Genomic DNA, 15,747 nt, shown 5'->3' with positions numbered 1-15,747 from the left:
GACCAGCTCGACTCTTCTGCAACTGTCTTAAAAAACTCACAATGCACAATATTACTTGAAATTGCACGAAATTGCCTATTAATATGAAGCCAGAAACAAAAGACGCACAAACGTGCAAACTCATGCATTTTTACTTACTGAGGTTGATATGACACAACAGTTGATTTTAATCGCCGGCCCCTATCGTAGCGGCACCGATGGCGTGCAGGCGCGCATTGATGAAAACCTTGCTCGTCTTGAAAATGCGGCATTAGCCGTCTATCAACGTGGCCACGTTCCGGTTATTGGTGAATGGCTGGCCTTACCGCTGGCAAAAGCGGCTGGCTCAAAATCGATGGGTGATGAAATCAGTGAAGCAATGCTGTATCCCGTCGCGCACCGACTCATTGCGAAATGTGATGCTATCTACCGGATTGCCGGCGCGTCCAAAGGGGCCGATATGGACATAGAGGTGGCGCAAACGCTGGGGCTTAAGATTTACACTGCGCTTGAGGATATCCCTCAGATTTGATGTTGCCTGCCAGCCTGTCGGCTTACCGACAGGCCGGATCATAAAGGCTTTTCGCGTGGGTTATGCCTTTTCCCGTGCTGAGGTCATCACCACGGAAATCCCCTTTTCTTTTACCGCGTTAATCCAGGCGCTATCGGTATCGTCTTCAACGACAATCGTGTTCACCAGCGACAGATCGCCAATCACAAAAGATGACGCGGTATTGATTTTTTCGGGGGAAGCCAGCACAACCGTTTCGGCGGCTCTGCCGGAAAATGCACGTTTGATACTCGCCTCTTCAAAATCACCGGTCGTCAGGCCCGCATCAGGATGGATGCCGGTCACTCCCATAAAGAACAGGTCCGCATGGATTTTTTCGATGCCTTCGATAGCAGCCGCGCCGACCGCAACAATAGAGTGTTTATACAGACGGCCACCGATCAGGATAACCTCAATGGAGGGATGTTCGACAAGTCCCAGTGCAATGCCTGGGCTGTGCGTGACCACGGTTATCTTCAAATCAGGAGGCAGAAACGTAATCAGCTCTGACGTGGTCGTGCCGCCGTCAATGATCACCACCTGGCCGTCAGAAATGAGCTGCGCACCTTTACGGGCGACATTTTTCTTGGCATCCATCTTTACCGATTTACGCTCAGCAAACGGGGCAATGGCCGAGGATGACGGCAGCGCCCCGCCGTGAACACGCTGTAAACGCCCTTCTGCCGCCAGCTCGCGTAAATCGCGCCGAATGGTGTCTTCAGACACCGCGAAGAGCGTGCTGAGCGCTTTAGACTGGACCTGACCTTCAGCCTCGAGCTTTTCAAGGATCAATTGTTTTCGCTGCGTTGTGAGCATAAGGAATTCCTGATATTGCACGTTTAATCTTGAAACTGCACGACAATGCTGTTTATGATAATTACTCTACGTAAGGAGGAACAAACGTGCAATCAAAACGTGCAGATGTACGCATCATAGAAAGTGAAACACTGTCTGATAACTGGTACATCCTGAAAAAATATACCTTTGATCTTCAGCGACGCGATGGCGAATGGCAGCGGCAAAATCGCGAAGTTTACGACCGGGGAAACGGAGCCACCATCCTGCTTTATAACCGTGATAAAAAGACGGTGATCCTGACCCGCCAGTTCCGTTTCCCTGTCTTTATTAACGGGCACGAAGATGACCTTATTGAAGCTGCTGCGGGCTTGCTCGATAACATGGATCCGGAAAGCCGGATTAAAGCAGAAGCGGAAGAAGAGACCGGCTATAGCGTTTCCCGCGTTGAGAAAATTTTTGAAGCTTACATGAGCCCGGGCTCCGTCACTGAAAAACTCTATTTTTATCTCGCCGAATACCAGCCGAAAGACAGAACCAGTGAAGGCGGTGGACTCAAAGCGGAGGGTGAGGATATCGACGTACTGGAAATGACGCTGGAAGAGGCACTGCGCGGCATTGAAACGGGCAGGATTGTCGACGGGAAAACCATCATGCTGCTTTATCATGTTGCCCTGAAAGGCATTCTGTAATTGCCGCAGGACAGACACCTGCCGCAGTGCAGGTGTCTGCGTGTGCTATTCTTGCTGAAGCATGCACAACGGAGATGCAAAGATGGCCGACTGGAACCCTTCCCTGTACCTGCGATACGGAGCCGAACGTACGCGCCCCGCCGCTGAATTGCTCGCCAGAATTCCCCTGGATGACGTGTCATCCATCGTCGATCTGGGCTGCGGGCCTGGAAACAGTACGGCGCTGTTAAAACATCGCTGGCCTTCAGCGCACATCACAGGGGTCGATAACTCACCTGCGATGCTCGACGAAGCCCGCAGCGCCTTACCGGATTGCCACTTTGTTGAGGCCGACATCCGCCAGTTTAAGCCCGGCCAGCCGCTGAGCCTGATTTACGCCAATGCCTCGTTGCAGTGGGTGCCCGACCACTACGATCTTCTGCCGCACCTGGTCTCTCTGCTCACGTTAAATGGCGTACTGGCCATTCAGATGCCTGACAACTGGCTTGAGCCCACTCATGTGGCGATGCGTGAAGTTGCCTGGGAACAAGGCTATCCCGATCGGGGTCGTGAAGCCTTGCCCGGCGTGCATGCCTATTACGACATTTTGACAGACGCCGGTTGTGATGTGGATATCTGGCGGACAACCTATTTCCATAAAATGAGCTCACACCAGGCCATCATTGACTGGGTAAGCGCGACCGGTTTACGTCCGTGGCTGCAGGAGCTTAATGAGAGCGAGCAGAAACGTTTTCTCAAGCGCTACCATGAAATGCTGGAAGAGCAGTATCCGCTCCAGGAAAACGGGCAGATACTGCTGGCTTTTCCACGGTTGTTTATCATTGCTCAACGTCAGCCCTGAGCAACGTTATGAGCGGGCCTCTTTAAGCAGTTGCTGGATAACTTTTTCCTGTTCTTCATAGTTACCTTCGCCAAAAGAGGTATAACGTAACTGCCCTTTGGCATCGAAATAGTAATGTGCCGGCCAGTACTGGTTCCCGAAGGCGTTCCAGATCTGGTAGTTATTATCCGTCACGACCCGATACGGCAGTTGCCATTTGTTCACCGCGTTTTTCACCGACGAGAGCGGTTTTTCCCACGGATATTCAGGCGTATGCACGCCAATGACCACCAGACCCTGGGACTGATATCGCGTGGCCCAGTCGCGGACATGCGGGAGCGTATGCTGGCAGTTGATACAGTCCCAGGTCCAGAAATCAATCAGGACGACTTTACCCCGCAATGATTCAGACGTGACAGGGTCACCATTAATCCACCCGGTTCCGCCACTTAACGAAGGCAACTGACTGCTGGGTTCGGTCATGACGACCGGCTGCAGTTTTACTGGCGCAGTGGCGGGCTTCGCCAGGGTCAATAGCGTGGTTTCAAGACGGTCTGCCACCCCATTTGCACCTTTCAGCACCGAGTTCATCCCCGTGGCGTTGAACGCCACAGCCGCTAACATCACCACGCCCGCCCCCTTGCGCAACCTTTCCATCAGCGCTGATTTGGCCCGCAGCGGTGTCATCAGTTTCCGACCGCCGGCCATAAGCAGACCCAACATAAGCGCACATCCGCTGCCATACGCCGCCAACAGCGCGCCGGTGGTGATGGCCGAATGACCCGCAATATTGATACTGAAAATAGCCCCAAGGATCGGTCCGGCACAGGGAGACCAGAGCAGACCGACGGCAAGTCCGGCCAGGAAAGCGGAAAACATTCCGCGCGTTTGTCCGCTGCGGGTGTTGAGGATATTGCCCGCGCTGACCGCGGGCCCGGCTATACGCTGGGCGAAGGACGGGAAAATCAAGGCCAGCGCGGCTGTAGCCAGAATAATGAGTGCCAGCCAGCGCCCTATTATCGTGGCATCCGTGATCCATTCGCTGGCAACCGTGACAACCATCGCCACCACGGTAAACATCACGATCATCCCTGCCAGCAGAGCCAGGATATGTCTTCGCTGCCCCTGAAAACCGGCAAACAGAAGAGGTATCACCGGGAGCGTACATGGACTGAGCAGGCTTATCATCCCGCCCAGAAACGCGATTATCAAAAACATAAAAACCTCACATTACAGATGGCCTGCGACGCTGCAGTGAGGGTATTTCATCGTACGGATGTGTTTGGGATGTGTGCAAAAGGGGACGATTTGTCTGCTCTCGTATCGGTCACGCAACCGGATACAAAACCGTACAATCAGCGACGCGGCAGCGTTACCGTGACCTTCAGCCCGCCTTCAGGAAGGTTTGCCAGCCGCAGTTTCCCGTCAAGCTGCGCGGTCAGCTGTGCGGCAATCGCCAGCCCCAGGCCGGTTCCGCCGGTATCACGGTTACGCGATGTTTCTACCCGATAAAAAGGCTGTAATACCGCGTCGAGTTCAGCCTCGGGTATCCCCGGCCCGCCGTCCAGAATATGGATAGCAATGTGTCCGGCAGAAGAATCATCAATCTCAATAACGGCATAGCCACCAAACTTAAGCGCGTTATCCAGGAGGTTGGTCATCACCCGGCGAAGCGCCTGCGGCCGAGTCACTATCGGCAGGCGGGCGTCGTTTGCCTGAAACTGCACGTTTTTACCAATGTCCTGATAATCACAGGCAATACTGTTTACCCAGGCATTGAGCTCCAGCTTTAGCGAGGTCTCTTCCAGGGATTCTGATGACCGGGCATAGGCAATCCCCTCCCGCACCAGACGGGTCATGTTATCGAGGTCGTTCAATAACTTGTCGCGTAACTCGGGTTGATCGGCCATCTCGACGCGCAATTTCATGCGCGTGATGGGCGTCTGCAGGTCGTGAGAAATGGATGCCAGGATCTGCGCGCGTTCGCGAAGATAGGATTGAATGCGCGCCTGCATCGCGTTAAAGGCATGCGCGGCTCTTTGCACTTCTACCGGCCCCTTCTCCGTCATTGGTGTGTTTGCCGCCGGGTCCAGCGCGTCAACTGCACGGGTAAACTGAGAAAAAGGCCGAATCACCTGACGCACGGCGATCCAGGCACAGGCCGCAAGCAGCAGCAGCTGCAATACCAGCACAACAGGTAACCAGCTGGCGACCGGCGGCATGCGTGGCGTCAGATCGATGGTCAACGGTGCGCCATCACGTAAGGTGAGATGCGCCTGAATATGGGAAATGGGACCGGGAACGGCGGTAAACGTGAGCGGGTAGTCAGCCGTAAGGGTCTCTTTTAGCGTTCGAATGGCATCGCGTGAACGCTTATCCTCAGGCGGTGCGCCCGGTTCTCCAGGCCCAAGAATATAGCGATAGTTACCGCGCTCCAGCCGCGGCAGCCAGGCCGCCCGCTCCTGAGCGGGAAGCCGGTCAAGAATGGCCACGCTAGTGGCTACATCGTTTTCCAGATTACCCAGCATTACGGTGCGGGCGCTGTGCATGCGTTCAACCATCACCAGCGTCAGGCTGAGGGTATTTGCCAGTAAGAGTCCAGCCAGCACGATGACCAACAGCCGGGACAGCAACGAGCGTGGCCAAAGCGTCATTCATTGGCCTCTTTTATGGTCACCGGCATTGTAAAGACATAACCTTCACTGCGCACAGTCTTGATATAGGCCGGCGTGCGGGCGTCTTCATTCAGACGCTGACGCACCCGGCTCACCAGCAGATCAATCGATCGTTCAAAAAGCTCGGCATCGCGCCCCTGGGTCAGATTTAGCAGTTGATCCCGGGTCAGGACGCGCTGAGGGTGATCGAGGAACACGCGCAGCAGACGATATTCCGCTCCGCTGAGCGCCACTACCATCCCTTCACTGTCGATTAAATGACGGGCCACGGTGTCCAGTTGCCATTCTCCGAACGTGACCAGTCGCCCGGCTTCCGTCACCTGTAAATTGGGGGGCATTGTGCGGAAACGACGTAAAATGGCTTTGATCCGCGCGAGTAACTCGCGTGCAACAAAAGGCTTCACGACATAATCGTCTGCCCCCATCTCCAGCCCCAGGATCCGGTCTGTTTCCTCGTTACGCGCCGTGAGCATCAGAATAGGCAAGTCTTTATGTTTACCGCTTCGGAGCTGACGACACAGCGTTAATCCGTCATCGCCGGGCATCATGACATCCAGCACCACAAGATCGATATGCTGTTTATCAAGCACAACTCGCATCTCTTTGCCATTTGCCGCGCCAGAGGCGCGATATCCGGACTTAACGAGGTAATCGACAATCAGCTCACGAATATCCCTGTCGTCATCGACGACAAGGATATGATCAATATGCTCCACAGAAATCTCCAGACTGAAGGATAACGTATTGAAAATAGCACATTTCAGAGTTTATCTGCGTCCACAACTGCGTTGACGAAATCCTGCGGATCTTCCTGCGGAGGATTGTGACCTACGGTTTTGCCAAAGGTACGGTGTTCATACTTACCGGTGAATTTCCCGGCGTAGGCCTGTGGAGCAGGATGTGGCGCCCCGTTGTTTCCGCCTTCAATGGTGATCGTCGGGACGGTAATATTCGGAAGCGTTGCCAGTTTTTGCTCATAACTGTCGTATTTGCGCTCCCCTTTTTCCAGTCCTAAACGCCAGCGATAGTTACTGAGCGTCACCGCGACATGGTCCGGGTTATCAAGGGATTTGGCACTGGCGTTAAACGTTGCATCGCTAAATTTCCAGTCAGGTGATGCCTGTGACCAGATCAGACGGGCGAAGTCATGGGTGTTTTTGGCGTAGCCTTCAGCACCACGTTCGGTGGCGAAATAGAACTGATACCACCACTGAACTTCTGCTTTCGGCGGTAAGGGTTGTTTGCCAATCTGCTGGCTGCTGATCAGGTATCCACTGACGGAGACCAGCGATTTAACGCGTTCTGGCCACAGCGCCGCGACGATGTCCGCCGTACGGGCACCCCAGTCGTATCCTGCAAAAACGGCCTGCTTGATGTTCAGGGCATCCATCAGGTTCACAATGTCTTTCGCCATGGCCGAAGGCTGGCCGTTACGCGGCGTTTTGTCTGAGAGGAAACGGGTAGTTCCGTAGCCACGCAGAGAAGGCACAATCACCCGATATCCTTTGGCAGCCAGCGCGGGAGCAACTTGCGCATAACTATGAATATCGTAGGGCCAGCCGTGTAATAAAATGATCGGTTGACCATTTTTCGGGCCGATGTCGACATAACCGACGTTAAGATCGCCGGCGTTAATCTGCTGAGGATGATCAAACGCCGTCGCGAAATCAGTACCGGTTGCTTCGGCCTGACAGGACATGACGGTACCAAGAGAAACGGTTAATGCGAGAGTTGAGTATGCGAGTTTGCTGAACATGTTGTTATCTCCGATTGAGTACGATTCACGGGGATATAACAACATCGGTTTGTATAGCGGATATGTGCGAATGGGCCTTTATTGCAAGCCTGTGTATGTATCAGAGGCGTTGATACAATGTGATACAAACACAGGTCATTGCGTCTTAAAGCGAGACGCGATAACGAACGTAATCGTCGGCTTCGCCATATTGGTCGTAGAGTTTACGTGCCGGGTTGTTCTGCCGCGTGACCCAGTAAAGTTTTGACCACCCTTCGCGCTTGCCTTCGTCCATCAGGGCGTCAATGAGCGCTTTTCCAGTCCCTGCTCCCCGTTGGCTGGCAGCAACAAACAGGTCTTCCAGATAACAAACGGGCGCTGTCGACCAGGTTCCTTCGTGCAAAATACACATGGCGAAGCCGATGACGTTGCCGTCGCTTTCCGCAACCCGGCAAAACATCGATGATCGCTCGTCGAGCGCCCTTTGCCATGTCGCGGCGGTCACGGACTCATCGAGGACACAGTCATAAAAATGTGTGTAGCCGTCCCACAGCGGACGCCACTGGGAATAATCTTCTGCGCGTAAAGCTCTTACCGTAACAGCCATATATTCCTCATATTACAAATCGAAAGCCTTTTAAAAGCAGTTATTGGTAGTAAAGAATTCCAGCACACCGAAAAAGAATGTGATAGAGATGAAAATACCAGAAGGTGAACAAAAACATAACGCTTAAACAGGGAGAACCACGGATGACAATACCGACGCTAACGACAGAACGCCTGTTACTCATTCCCCTGGTCGCGGAAGATGCCGTCCAGATACAGCGGCTTTATCCGCGCTGGGAAATCGTTCGCTATATGGTCTCCTCAGTGCCCTGGCCCTACCCGGATAACGGCGCGGAGTATTATGTTAATAACGTTGCGCTGCCGGATATGGAAAAAGGCATTGCCTGGTTCTGGAGTATTCGACGTCGCGAGGCACCGGATGAGCTGATGGGGATTATCTGTCTGTACGATGTTGAAGATAATAACCGTGGGTTCTGGCTGGCGCCGGAGTTTCAGGGTAAGGGATACATGCGTGAGGCCAGTATTGCGGCGACGGATTATTGGTTTAACACCCTGAACAAGCCGGTGTTGCGTGCGCCAAAAGCGGCTGCTAACAGCCGCTCCCGTCGTATTTCAGACAGTAGCGGCATGCGGCTTATCAGGACAGAAAAGAAAGCGTACGTCAGCGGCATGCTGGATTCCGAACTGTGGGAGATCACCCGTGACGAATGGAATGCCCGTCAGGTTAGTTGATAATACTTATCCGGTAACAGTCTTTCGGGGATCTCTTCTTCATCGTTCATCTGCAACAGGTCACGTTCCATCATGTTGCAGATGGCGTCCAGCGGCAGGTCGTTATCTTCGGTACCAAACGGGTCTTCCAGCTCTTCCGCCAGCGTATCCAGCGAGATAAAGGTGTAAGAAATCAGCGCCGACACAAAAGGCGTCATGTAGTGCAGATCGACGACCAGCGCGAACGGCAGCATGATGCAGAACAGATACACCGTACGATGAAGGATCAGCGTGTAAGCAAACGGTACGGGTGTCGTCAAAATACGCTCGCAACCCGACAGGACGATGGACATGTCGTTCAGTCGGTTGTTGAGACTGTGGAACAGGATATCTGAGAGCTCACCATTGCGACGCCTGACGGCAAGCCACTCCCCCATGATCAGTAAAATACGGTTCGCCGGCGAGTTGGCGTTCATCACCTTGCGTAAATCATCTTCCGTAAGATAACGGGAAAGTTGTTCGGCGTTCGTTTCCCGGCGCAGGGTCATGCGCAAACAGTTGGCAAAGGCAATCTGCAGGCGGACAAACTCGCCAAGATGTTTATCGTCCGGCAAGGTGTTTTTTACCTCGCGAAACAGAGAGCGTGCCGCTATCATCAGTTGCCCCCAAAGCTGGCGCGCCTCAACGTAGCGGGAATAGCAGGCGTTGTTTCGGAAACCGAGAAAGATAGCGATCGCCACACCGAGAATGCTAAATGGCGCAACGGTAAATTTGATGCCAAGGGACGTGTACCACGGCAGCATCAGGATCACGGCGATAGAAAGCAGAAAGTTGAGTAGCAAGCGGGTATAGATTTTTGGCAGTACCGAGCCATGCCAGACAAAGATGAGTTGTAACCAGTGCTGTTTAGGACGAACAATCATAGTGAGTTTCAGGAAAGAAAAAGAGCGTGGCTATTAAACGTGATCCCCCTCACGGTTGCAAGCATGTTAATAAAACATTGAATTTTCTGACCTGGCTAGCCTAAACCGCACGGTGCCAGAGGTGTTTTTTAAAAACAGAGCAAATAGTATGTTGTAACTAATAAGATCCCCATTAAAACCCGGCCGAAGCCGGGCAACGGTGTTAGCAGAGCGGTTTAACCGCCGCACGCATTCCCTGTTGCAGAATAGCATCCAGATCCCGCGTAACCTGCTCGACCAGGCCGTTAACCTGCGTAAGATCTTGCTCCCAGTGTTCGCTCACGCTCAGTACCGATTTTACCAGTTGGCGGGTAGTGATCTGGCGATCGTGATGCTGTGTCCACAGCTGCTGGAAACGCGCCAGCCAGTGCGCGTCGTCCTGAACCGGGTAACTTTCCCCGTTACGCTCCCCGCGATAAAACGCAATCAGTGCCGCTAAAGCAAACGTCAGTCGCGCAGGCAATGACCCGGTTGCTTTCTGCCCTGCCAGCAGTTGCGGCAGAATGCGGGTGCGGTACTTGGTCATCCCGTTGAGGGCAATCGACAGCAGCTGATGCCGGATGTAAGGGTTACGGAAACGGCCCGTTACCGCACTGGCGAACGATTCCAGCTCATCACGCGGCAAATCCAGTACCGGAATAATTTCCTCATAGATAGCTTTTTCGACAAAAGCGCACACGTCAGCATCGTTCATTGCCTCGCCTACCGTGTCCAGCCCGGCCTGGAAGGCTACCGGTACCAGCGCCGTGTGCGCACCGTTCAGAATGGCGACTTTACGCTCTTTGTAAGGCCGGATGTCATCCACGATCAATACGTTGAGCGGGAACTTATCAAGACGCAGTTCGCTGGCAAGGGAGTCTGGGCCCTGAATCACAAACAGATAGAAGTGTTCGGCGGTATCCAGGAACCCGTCCTGATAACCCAGTTCAGCCTGCAGGGCGACCACTTCGTCACGCGGGTAACCCGTTACAATGCGGTCAACCAGGGTCGAGCAGAAGCAGTTGGCATCGTTCAACCATTCAGTATAGGCCGTCGGCAGCGCCCACTCCTGCGCGTAGCGCAGCACCAGTTCCCGCAGCGCATCCCCGTTGTAGTCAATCAGTTCACACGGAATGATGACCCAGCCTTTGTCTGGCGCACCGTTAAAATGACTGAAACGCTCGAAGAGCAATCGCGTCAGCTTCGCCGGGTAGCTGACGGCAGGCGCATCTTCAAAGGTGTCGCCCGCGTGATAACCGATCCCCGCTTCCGTGGTATTCGAGAACACAAAGCGCATCTCCGGGTTATGAGCCAGCCTGAGGAACGCATCGTATTCGTTATAAACGTTGATTTCGCGGTTAACGGAACGGATAAGACGTGCATCGCTCACCGCGTCGCCCTTTTCGTTCAGGCCGCGAATGATCGTGGTATACAGACCATCCTGCGTATTCAGCGACGGCGGAAAATCACTTTGAATGGGACGAACGACCACCACACCGGCGTTAAGATCGGTATGTTCGTTTAACAGGTCGATTTGCCAGTCGATAAACGCCCGCAGGAAATTACCTTCACCAAACTGAATGATACGTTCCGGATAGTGTGGACCGGGAAAATCATGACGGTTAAGTGTGTTCACAATGGGTTCCTTTTATAATTAGTCATACAGCCTGATAAGATTGGTACGATAACTTATCAAAACTTTACGACCGGGAACCCTGTTTTGATCAATTCATGATGGAGTTGTGAAAAATAATTATAAGAACTTATAGAACACGGAGGTGGCGGTCATCGCGCCATCCGGCATCAATGCATAGCGCGGGATCTCCCCCACTTTTTGCCAGCCAGCACGCTGGTAGAACGTCTCGGCACCGCTGCCGGTGGACGTATCCAGTACCAGGACCGAAATGCCTCTGGCTCTGGCCTGAACTTCAAGTTCTTCCATCAGGGCCATTGCCGCCCCTTTACGGCGCGCTTTTTCATGGACCAGCAGTTTTGCCACATCCGCGCGATGCGGCTGATTCTCCGGCTGATCGGTGATCAACTGTACCGTGCCGATAACGCCGTCCTGCGGATCGATACTGGCCAGCACAAGACGTTCATTGCGTCCCACGCTCTCAGCAATACCGCGCCAGAAAGCACGCGCTTTCTCCAGGCTAAAGGGCAACATAAAACTGACGGATGCGCCGCCGTTAACGCAGTTTTCGAGGATCGCGGACAACGCATCGAGGTGGGTGAGGATCTCTTCCCGGGTGAGGTTTTTGATGTGCAGTGAGGTATTCATTGTTTTTCCTTACGTTGAATACCGTCACTGTGCAATTAACATCTTATTAACGCAAACGGATCGATCATAGGCTTTTGTTATGTCATCTTTCACGGTGGCGTTGCTGCTTCATGGCATACATCTTTTCATCGGCCTCTTTTAGCCACTGTTGCAGGTCATGGCCATTGTGGTCAAATTCACTGAGGCCCCACGAGAACAGAAGCGACCACGGATGCAGTTTGCGGGCATTATAATTTTCGACCTGCTCGGCCAGATACTGCATCGCAATCCAGGCCCCCTGCTCATCCGTATCGGCGAACAGCACGGCAAACTCATCCCCGCCAAAGCGAACCAGCAGATCCGCCTCACGGAAGGAGGAACGCATCAGTTGCGCCATCACGTTCAGCGCCTTATCCCCTTCCTCGTGGCCGTAGCGATCGTTTATCTCCTTAAAACGATCCAGATCCAGCCAGCCGAGGGTTAACGGCTCTGCACGGCGTCGGGCGACGGACAGGGTAAACCGGACAAGCTGATTAAAGCCCCGACGGTTGAATAAGCCCGTCAGTTCATCGGTAGTCGCCGCACTGACGGCAGCAAATTCATCTTCTGCCAGCGCGCCCAGGTCTCCCAGCACGGCAAGATCGGCCGCCGTAAACTCGCGCGGAGAATAATCAATCAGGCAAAGCGATCCTACACTCGCGCCGTCGCGCAGACGCAGCGGGAAACCAGCGTAGAAACGAACGCCGGGCTCACCGGCCACCAGCGGATTATCAGCAAAGCGGTCATCCTGACGCATGTCCCCCACCACCAGCGGCGCTTCGCTGAGGATCGTATGGCCACAAAATGAGATATTGCGCGGGACCGAGTCCGGTGCCTGGCCATCCGCTGACTTCACGATCAGCGAATGCTCATCGATAAGATTGACCATCGCCAGCGGCACCTGGAAAAAGCGTTTTGCCAGACGCGTCAGGCGGTCAAAGGCCGGCGAACTGTCGATTTCAAGCAGGCCTGATTCGCGCAGCGAGTTCAGACGTTCCGTTTCATTTTCAGGGGTTGCAGGTGTTTTCATAACGTCTCCTGACGCAAGCTTTACTAAAAGCGTAGCTTAAACAGAGACATTGTCAGTGTACGAATATCCTGTTCAGACGCTATTTGTTAACGTCACTGGCTCATGACGACTAATGCAGTGATGTTTCGCTGCCGGACGTTGCAGTAACCTGCTCATCCGACAACCGGGCGCTGGTCCGATTTCGCCCCGCTTTCTTTGAACGATAGAGATGATCGTCCGCTTCAGCCATCAGCTTATTAAAGACCTCCGTCAACTGCCATGACTCAGATTTACCGCTGCCCAGGCCAATGCTGACGGTCAGATACAGCGTCTGCTGGCGCCAGGTAAACGGATGATGTGCGACGGTGGTTCGGATGCGTTCAGCCAGTTCAAAACCGTGCTGCGCATCCCCGGAGTTCACGACCACCGCGAACTCTTCTCCGCCCATTCGCGCCACCATACCGTCCTCACCGACAACCTGCTGAACCTGCCGGGCAAAGGCCGCCAGTATGCGATCACCGCACTCGTGACCGTAGTTATCGTTGATGCTTTTGAAGTAATCGATATCCAGCAGCATGACGGTTAAAAAACGCGAATGCCGGTGCGCCTCTTCTTGCTTTAACGCTTCATAAAGCCCGGAGCGGGAATAGACATGCGTCAGAAAATCATAATCTGCCCGCAGTGACACCTGACGAATCAGTGAATTAATGGCCGCCACGCTGACGGAGACCATCACCGGACAAATAGCCATAGTGGCAATGCCCAGCCGGGCTGAGAACATCATCGGGGTCGAAAGCGGTGTCGCTACGGCAATATTGATAATGGAGTTGGCAACCAGAATGATCTCAACGGCGCCCGTGAGAAACGTCAGTAAACAGGTGACGGGCAGCGGGTAGCGTACCGCACACCAGATAAGCGCCGGCAGCGGGAAACAGAGGCTCCCCGCGCCACCAATCACCACCGACGCGACCACCGAGACTATCAACGCCATAACCGGGAACAGCTGCTCCAGGCGTAGCTGAATATCACGCACGGGCAGGCTAATCGTCAGCATACACGGCACAATCAGCACCCCCGTTGAAAACTGCTCGCTAAACCAGTCGGCAAACAGCGGCCAGAAGGTGTGACTGTCGATACCGACCGACCCCACCGCGCCAAGCAAGGCACACAGCAGCGCAGCAATCAGGCAGTAGTTAAACAGACGCAGCGCATTAAGCGGATCGGGGGTTTTCATCAGCCGTTTATCACGCAGAACCAGTATGGCGACCACGACGATAAAAATCATATTCGACAGGTTAATCACCAGCGAGGCCATTCCCCAGCTGGTGGTGACCGCGTCGTACATCAGCATGGCAACATACGCGATCGCGTAGTTATGCAGACGATTCAGATAAGCATAACGGGCGAATACTCCCGCCATAACGCCATTCAGTGGCCAGAACAGCGACAACGCTTCAACCAGACGCAATTCAGCACCCACAAAATAAAATAAGGTGGTGAAAATAAAGATCCACGACGCATTACGCAGCGGAGTATCGGGTTGAAAAAACCTGAAGGCAGAGAGAGCAGAACGCATTAAATATCATTCCGTATAATAACTTATGGCGATTATGTCGATCGTCAGCAGGATCTGAACTAACTTAACCTGCATCTATAACACAAATACAACAGGATCATAACTCGTCAAATTTAGGCGTTCATCTGCAGCACCAGCCAGTGGTGGATCACGCTGACGATATAATGCTGTTGCTGCGCGCTGAGCTGAACACCCTGCGGAATGTTATGCCACTTTGCCAGACAGCCACGACAACAGGTGGCGGTGGCATGCTGAGCGATAAACACCGGATGACCGCGCATGGGCGTCTGTTTCCCGTCATTGGTGGGATGGGCCGGTGCAAGACGCCGGGCAATAAAATCGGCGGCGTGCTGGTCAATGGTTTCGGCACCTTTGTCCCAGCAGTACTGCCGTTCCTTCGTGCCTAAGCGAAAGCGCGAACGAAAAGGCGATCGCGCCAGGCGGACAAAAAGCGGATCCAGGGTCGACATCAGTATACGGAACGTCCCAGACGTTGGGTCAGTTTCTCCAGAACTGCCACACCGGCAAGTGAATTTCCCGTTTCATCCAGCTCCGGGCTCCAGACGGCAATCGCCATTTCGTGAGGCACGATTGCCACCACCCCGCCGCCGACACCCGATTTGGCCGGAAGACCGACGCGCCAGGCAAACTCTCCGGCGTTCTGATACATCCCGCTGGTCGCCATCAGGGCATTCACCTGACGCGCCTGCATGGGCGAGACAACATCTTGCGCGAGGTGCGGCGCATGCCCCTGATGGGCGAGGAACAAGAATGTCTGTGCCAGTTCAACACAGCTCATTTCGAGCGCGCAATAATGGAAATAGTTTTGCAGCACGGTGGCGACATCGTTATGGAAGTTACCAAACGATTTCATGAGCCAGGCGATAGCCGCGTTACGGGCGGAGTGTTCAAACTCCGAGCGCGCCACCACCGCATTGTAGGCAATATCCGCGACGCCCGAGAGCTGGCGGACAATTTCAAGCATGCGCTGGCGAGGGGCGCTGAGACGGCTTTGCAGCATATCGCAAACCACCAGCGCACCGGCATTGATAAACGGGTTACGCGGCTTACCCTGTTCAATTTCGAGCTGAAGCAGTGAGTTGAAAGGCTGCCCGGACGGATCTTTCCCCACGCGATGCCAGATTTCGTCTTCCTCATACTGGCGCATGGCCGCAACCAGACTGAGTACTTTTGAAATGGACTGAATTGAAAAACGCTCGGTTGCGTCACCGGCCTGGTAACGCTGCCCGTCTACCGTACAAATGGCAATACCCAGCTTATTCCCGCTGACCGAGGCAAGGGCCGGAATATAGTCGGCAACCTTCCCTTTTCCAATTAACGGACGAACCTGCGACAGAATCTCGTCCAACATCTCATTATGGATGACCGCAGCCACAC

At 53.8% G+C, this 15,747-nt stretch carries 17 protein-coding genes; 4 read left to right on the top strand and 13 right to left on the bottom strand.

Annotated elements, in window-relative coordinates:
- The first annotated feature begins 148 nt into the window (after positions 1-148).
- Entirely contained in the window at positions 149-511 is a 363-nt protein-coding gene (locus HV242_RS10950; RefSeq protein WP_050736795.1) for a TIR domain-containing protein, read from the top strand.
- 60 nt (positions 512-571) lie between these two features.
- Here the strand turns inward: HV242_RS10950 and HV242_RS10945 are convergent, their stop codons facing one another.
- On the bottom strand, positions 572-1,345 hold the full coding sequence (locus tag HV242_RS10945) for a DeoR/GlpR family DNA-binding transcription regulator (RefSeq protein WP_050736794.1): 774 nt from the start codon (positions 1,343-1,345) through the stop codon (positions 572-574).
- 86 nt (positions 1,346-1,431) lie between these two features.
- On the opposite strand from HV242_RS10945, the gene HV242_RS10940 reads away from it, so the two are divergent.
- Together HV242_RS10940 and tam are read left to right on the top strand one after the other, a co-directional pair.
- Positions 1,432-2,016: an NUDIX domain-containing protein gene (locus tag HV242_RS10940; protein ID WP_025204189.1), complete on the top strand. Its 585-nt coding sequence runs from the start codon at positions 1,432-1,434 to the stop codon at positions 2,014-2,016.
- Positions 2,017-2,098: 82 nt separating this feature from the next.
- Positions 2,099-2,857 (top strand): trans-aconitate 2-methyltransferase, encoded by a 759-nt coding sequence (gene tam / locus HV242_RS10935; protein WP_050736793.1) that lies wholly within the window; start codon positions 2,099-2,101, stop codon positions 2,855-2,857.
- A 6-nt stretch (positions 2,858-2,863) separates the two neighbouring features.
- Here tam and HV242_RS10930 read toward each other — a convergent pair whose 3' ends face one another.
- From HV242_RS10930 to HV242_RS10910, 5 genes are all read right to left on the bottom strand, one after another.
- Entirely contained in the window at positions 2,864-4,054 is a 1,191-nt protein-coding gene (locus HV242_RS10930) for a cytochrome c biogenesis protein/redoxin (RefSeq protein WP_032678153.1), read from the bottom strand.
- Between the two features lie 137 nt (positions 4,055-4,191).
- Positions 4,192-5,490: an ATP-binding protein gene (locus HV242_RS10925; RefSeq protein WP_025204192.1), complete on the bottom strand. Its 1,299-nt coding sequence runs from the start codon at positions 5,488-5,490 to the stop codon at positions 4,192-4,194.
- Entirely contained in the window at positions 5,487-6,227 is a 741-nt protein-coding gene (locus HV242_RS10920) for a response regulator (RefSeq protein ID WP_025204193.1), read from the bottom strand. Before HV242_RS10920 ends, HV242_RS10925 begins: the two co-directional genes overlap by 4 nt.
- A 44-nt stretch (positions 6,228-6,271) precedes the next feature.
- Positions 6,272-7,267 (bottom strand): alpha/beta fold hydrolase, encoded by a 996-nt coding sequence (locus HV242_RS10915; RefSeq protein WP_020884143.1) that lies wholly within the window; start codon positions 7,265-7,267, stop codon positions 6,272-6,274.
- A gap of 145 nt (positions 7,268-7,412) precedes the next feature.
- A complete protein-coding gene (locus tag HV242_RS10910) occupies positions 7,413-7,853 on the bottom strand; it encodes a GNAT family N-acetyltransferase (protein WP_014170062.1) in 441 nt (146 codons plus the stop codon).
- A gap of 143 nt (positions 7,854-7,996) precedes the next feature.
- Between HV242_RS10910 and HV242_RS10905 the strand changes: the two genes are divergently transcribed.
- The gene (locus HV242_RS10905; RefSeq protein ID WP_050736792.1) at positions 7,997-8,545 is read left to right on the top strand and encodes a GNAT family N-acetyltransferase; all 549 of its coding nucleotides are present in this window, start codon (positions 7,997-7,999) and stop codon (positions 8,543-8,545) included.
- On the opposite strand, the gene HV242_RS10900 is transcribed toward HV242_RS10905, so the two are convergent.
- From HV242_RS10900 to glsB, 7 genes are all read right to left on the bottom strand, one after another.
- On the bottom strand, positions 8,533-9,447 hold the full coding sequence (locus HV242_RS10900; protein ID WP_032681009.1) for a bestrophin family protein: 915 nt from the start codon (positions 9,445-9,447) through the stop codon (positions 8,533-8,535). The genes HV242_RS10905 and HV242_RS10900 overlap by 13 nt on opposite strands.
- A 202-nt stretch (positions 9,448-9,649) precedes the next feature.
- Positions 9,650-11,101: a tagaturonate reductase gene (locus HV242_RS10895; RefSeq protein WP_050736791.1), complete on the bottom strand. Its 1,452-nt coding sequence runs from the start codon at positions 11,099-11,101 to the stop codon at positions 9,650-9,652.
- A 117-nt stretch (positions 11,102-11,218) separates the two neighbouring features.
- Entirely contained in the window at positions 11,219-11,746 is a 528-nt protein-coding gene (locus HV242_RS10890; RefSeq protein ID WP_047744651.1) for a GNAT family N-acetyltransferase, read from the bottom strand.
- A gap of 82 nt (positions 11,747-11,828) precedes the next feature.
- Positions 11,829-12,794, bottom strand: coding sequence for a sensor domain-containing diguanylate cyclase (locus HV242_RS10885; RefSeq protein ID WP_014170057.1), 966 nt, complete (start codon positions 12,792-12,794; stop codon positions 11,829-11,831).
- Positions 12,795-12,903: 109 nt separating this feature from the next.
- Entirely contained in the window at positions 12,904-14,349 is a 1,446-nt protein-coding gene (locus HV242_RS10880; protein ID WP_050736790.1) for a sensor domain-containing diguanylate cyclase, read from the bottom strand.
- A 113-nt stretch (positions 14,350-14,462) separates the two neighbouring features.
- Positions 14,463-14,819, bottom strand: a complete 357-nt coding sequence (locus HV242_RS10875; protein WP_047356499.1) for a DUF4186 domain-containing protein — start codon at positions 14,817-14,819, stop codon at positions 14,463-14,465.
- Positions 14,819-15,745, bottom strand: a complete 927-nt coding sequence (glsB, locus tag HV242_RS10870; RefSeq protein WP_025204200.1) for a glutaminase B — start codon at positions 15,743-15,745, stop codon at positions 14,819-14,821. Before glsB ends, HV242_RS10875 begins: the two co-directional genes overlap by 1 nt.
- Positions 15,746-15,747 lie beyond the last annotated feature (2 nt).

This window comes from Enterobacter sp. RHBSTW-00593 (assembly GCF_013784105.1).
Lineage (GTDB): Bacteria > Pseudomonadota > Gammaproteobacteria > Enterobacterales > Enterobacteriaceae > Enterobacter > Enterobacter ludwigii.
Note: the sequence above shows the minus strand (reverse complement) of the source record. Positions and strands in the feature narration are given on the sequence as shown.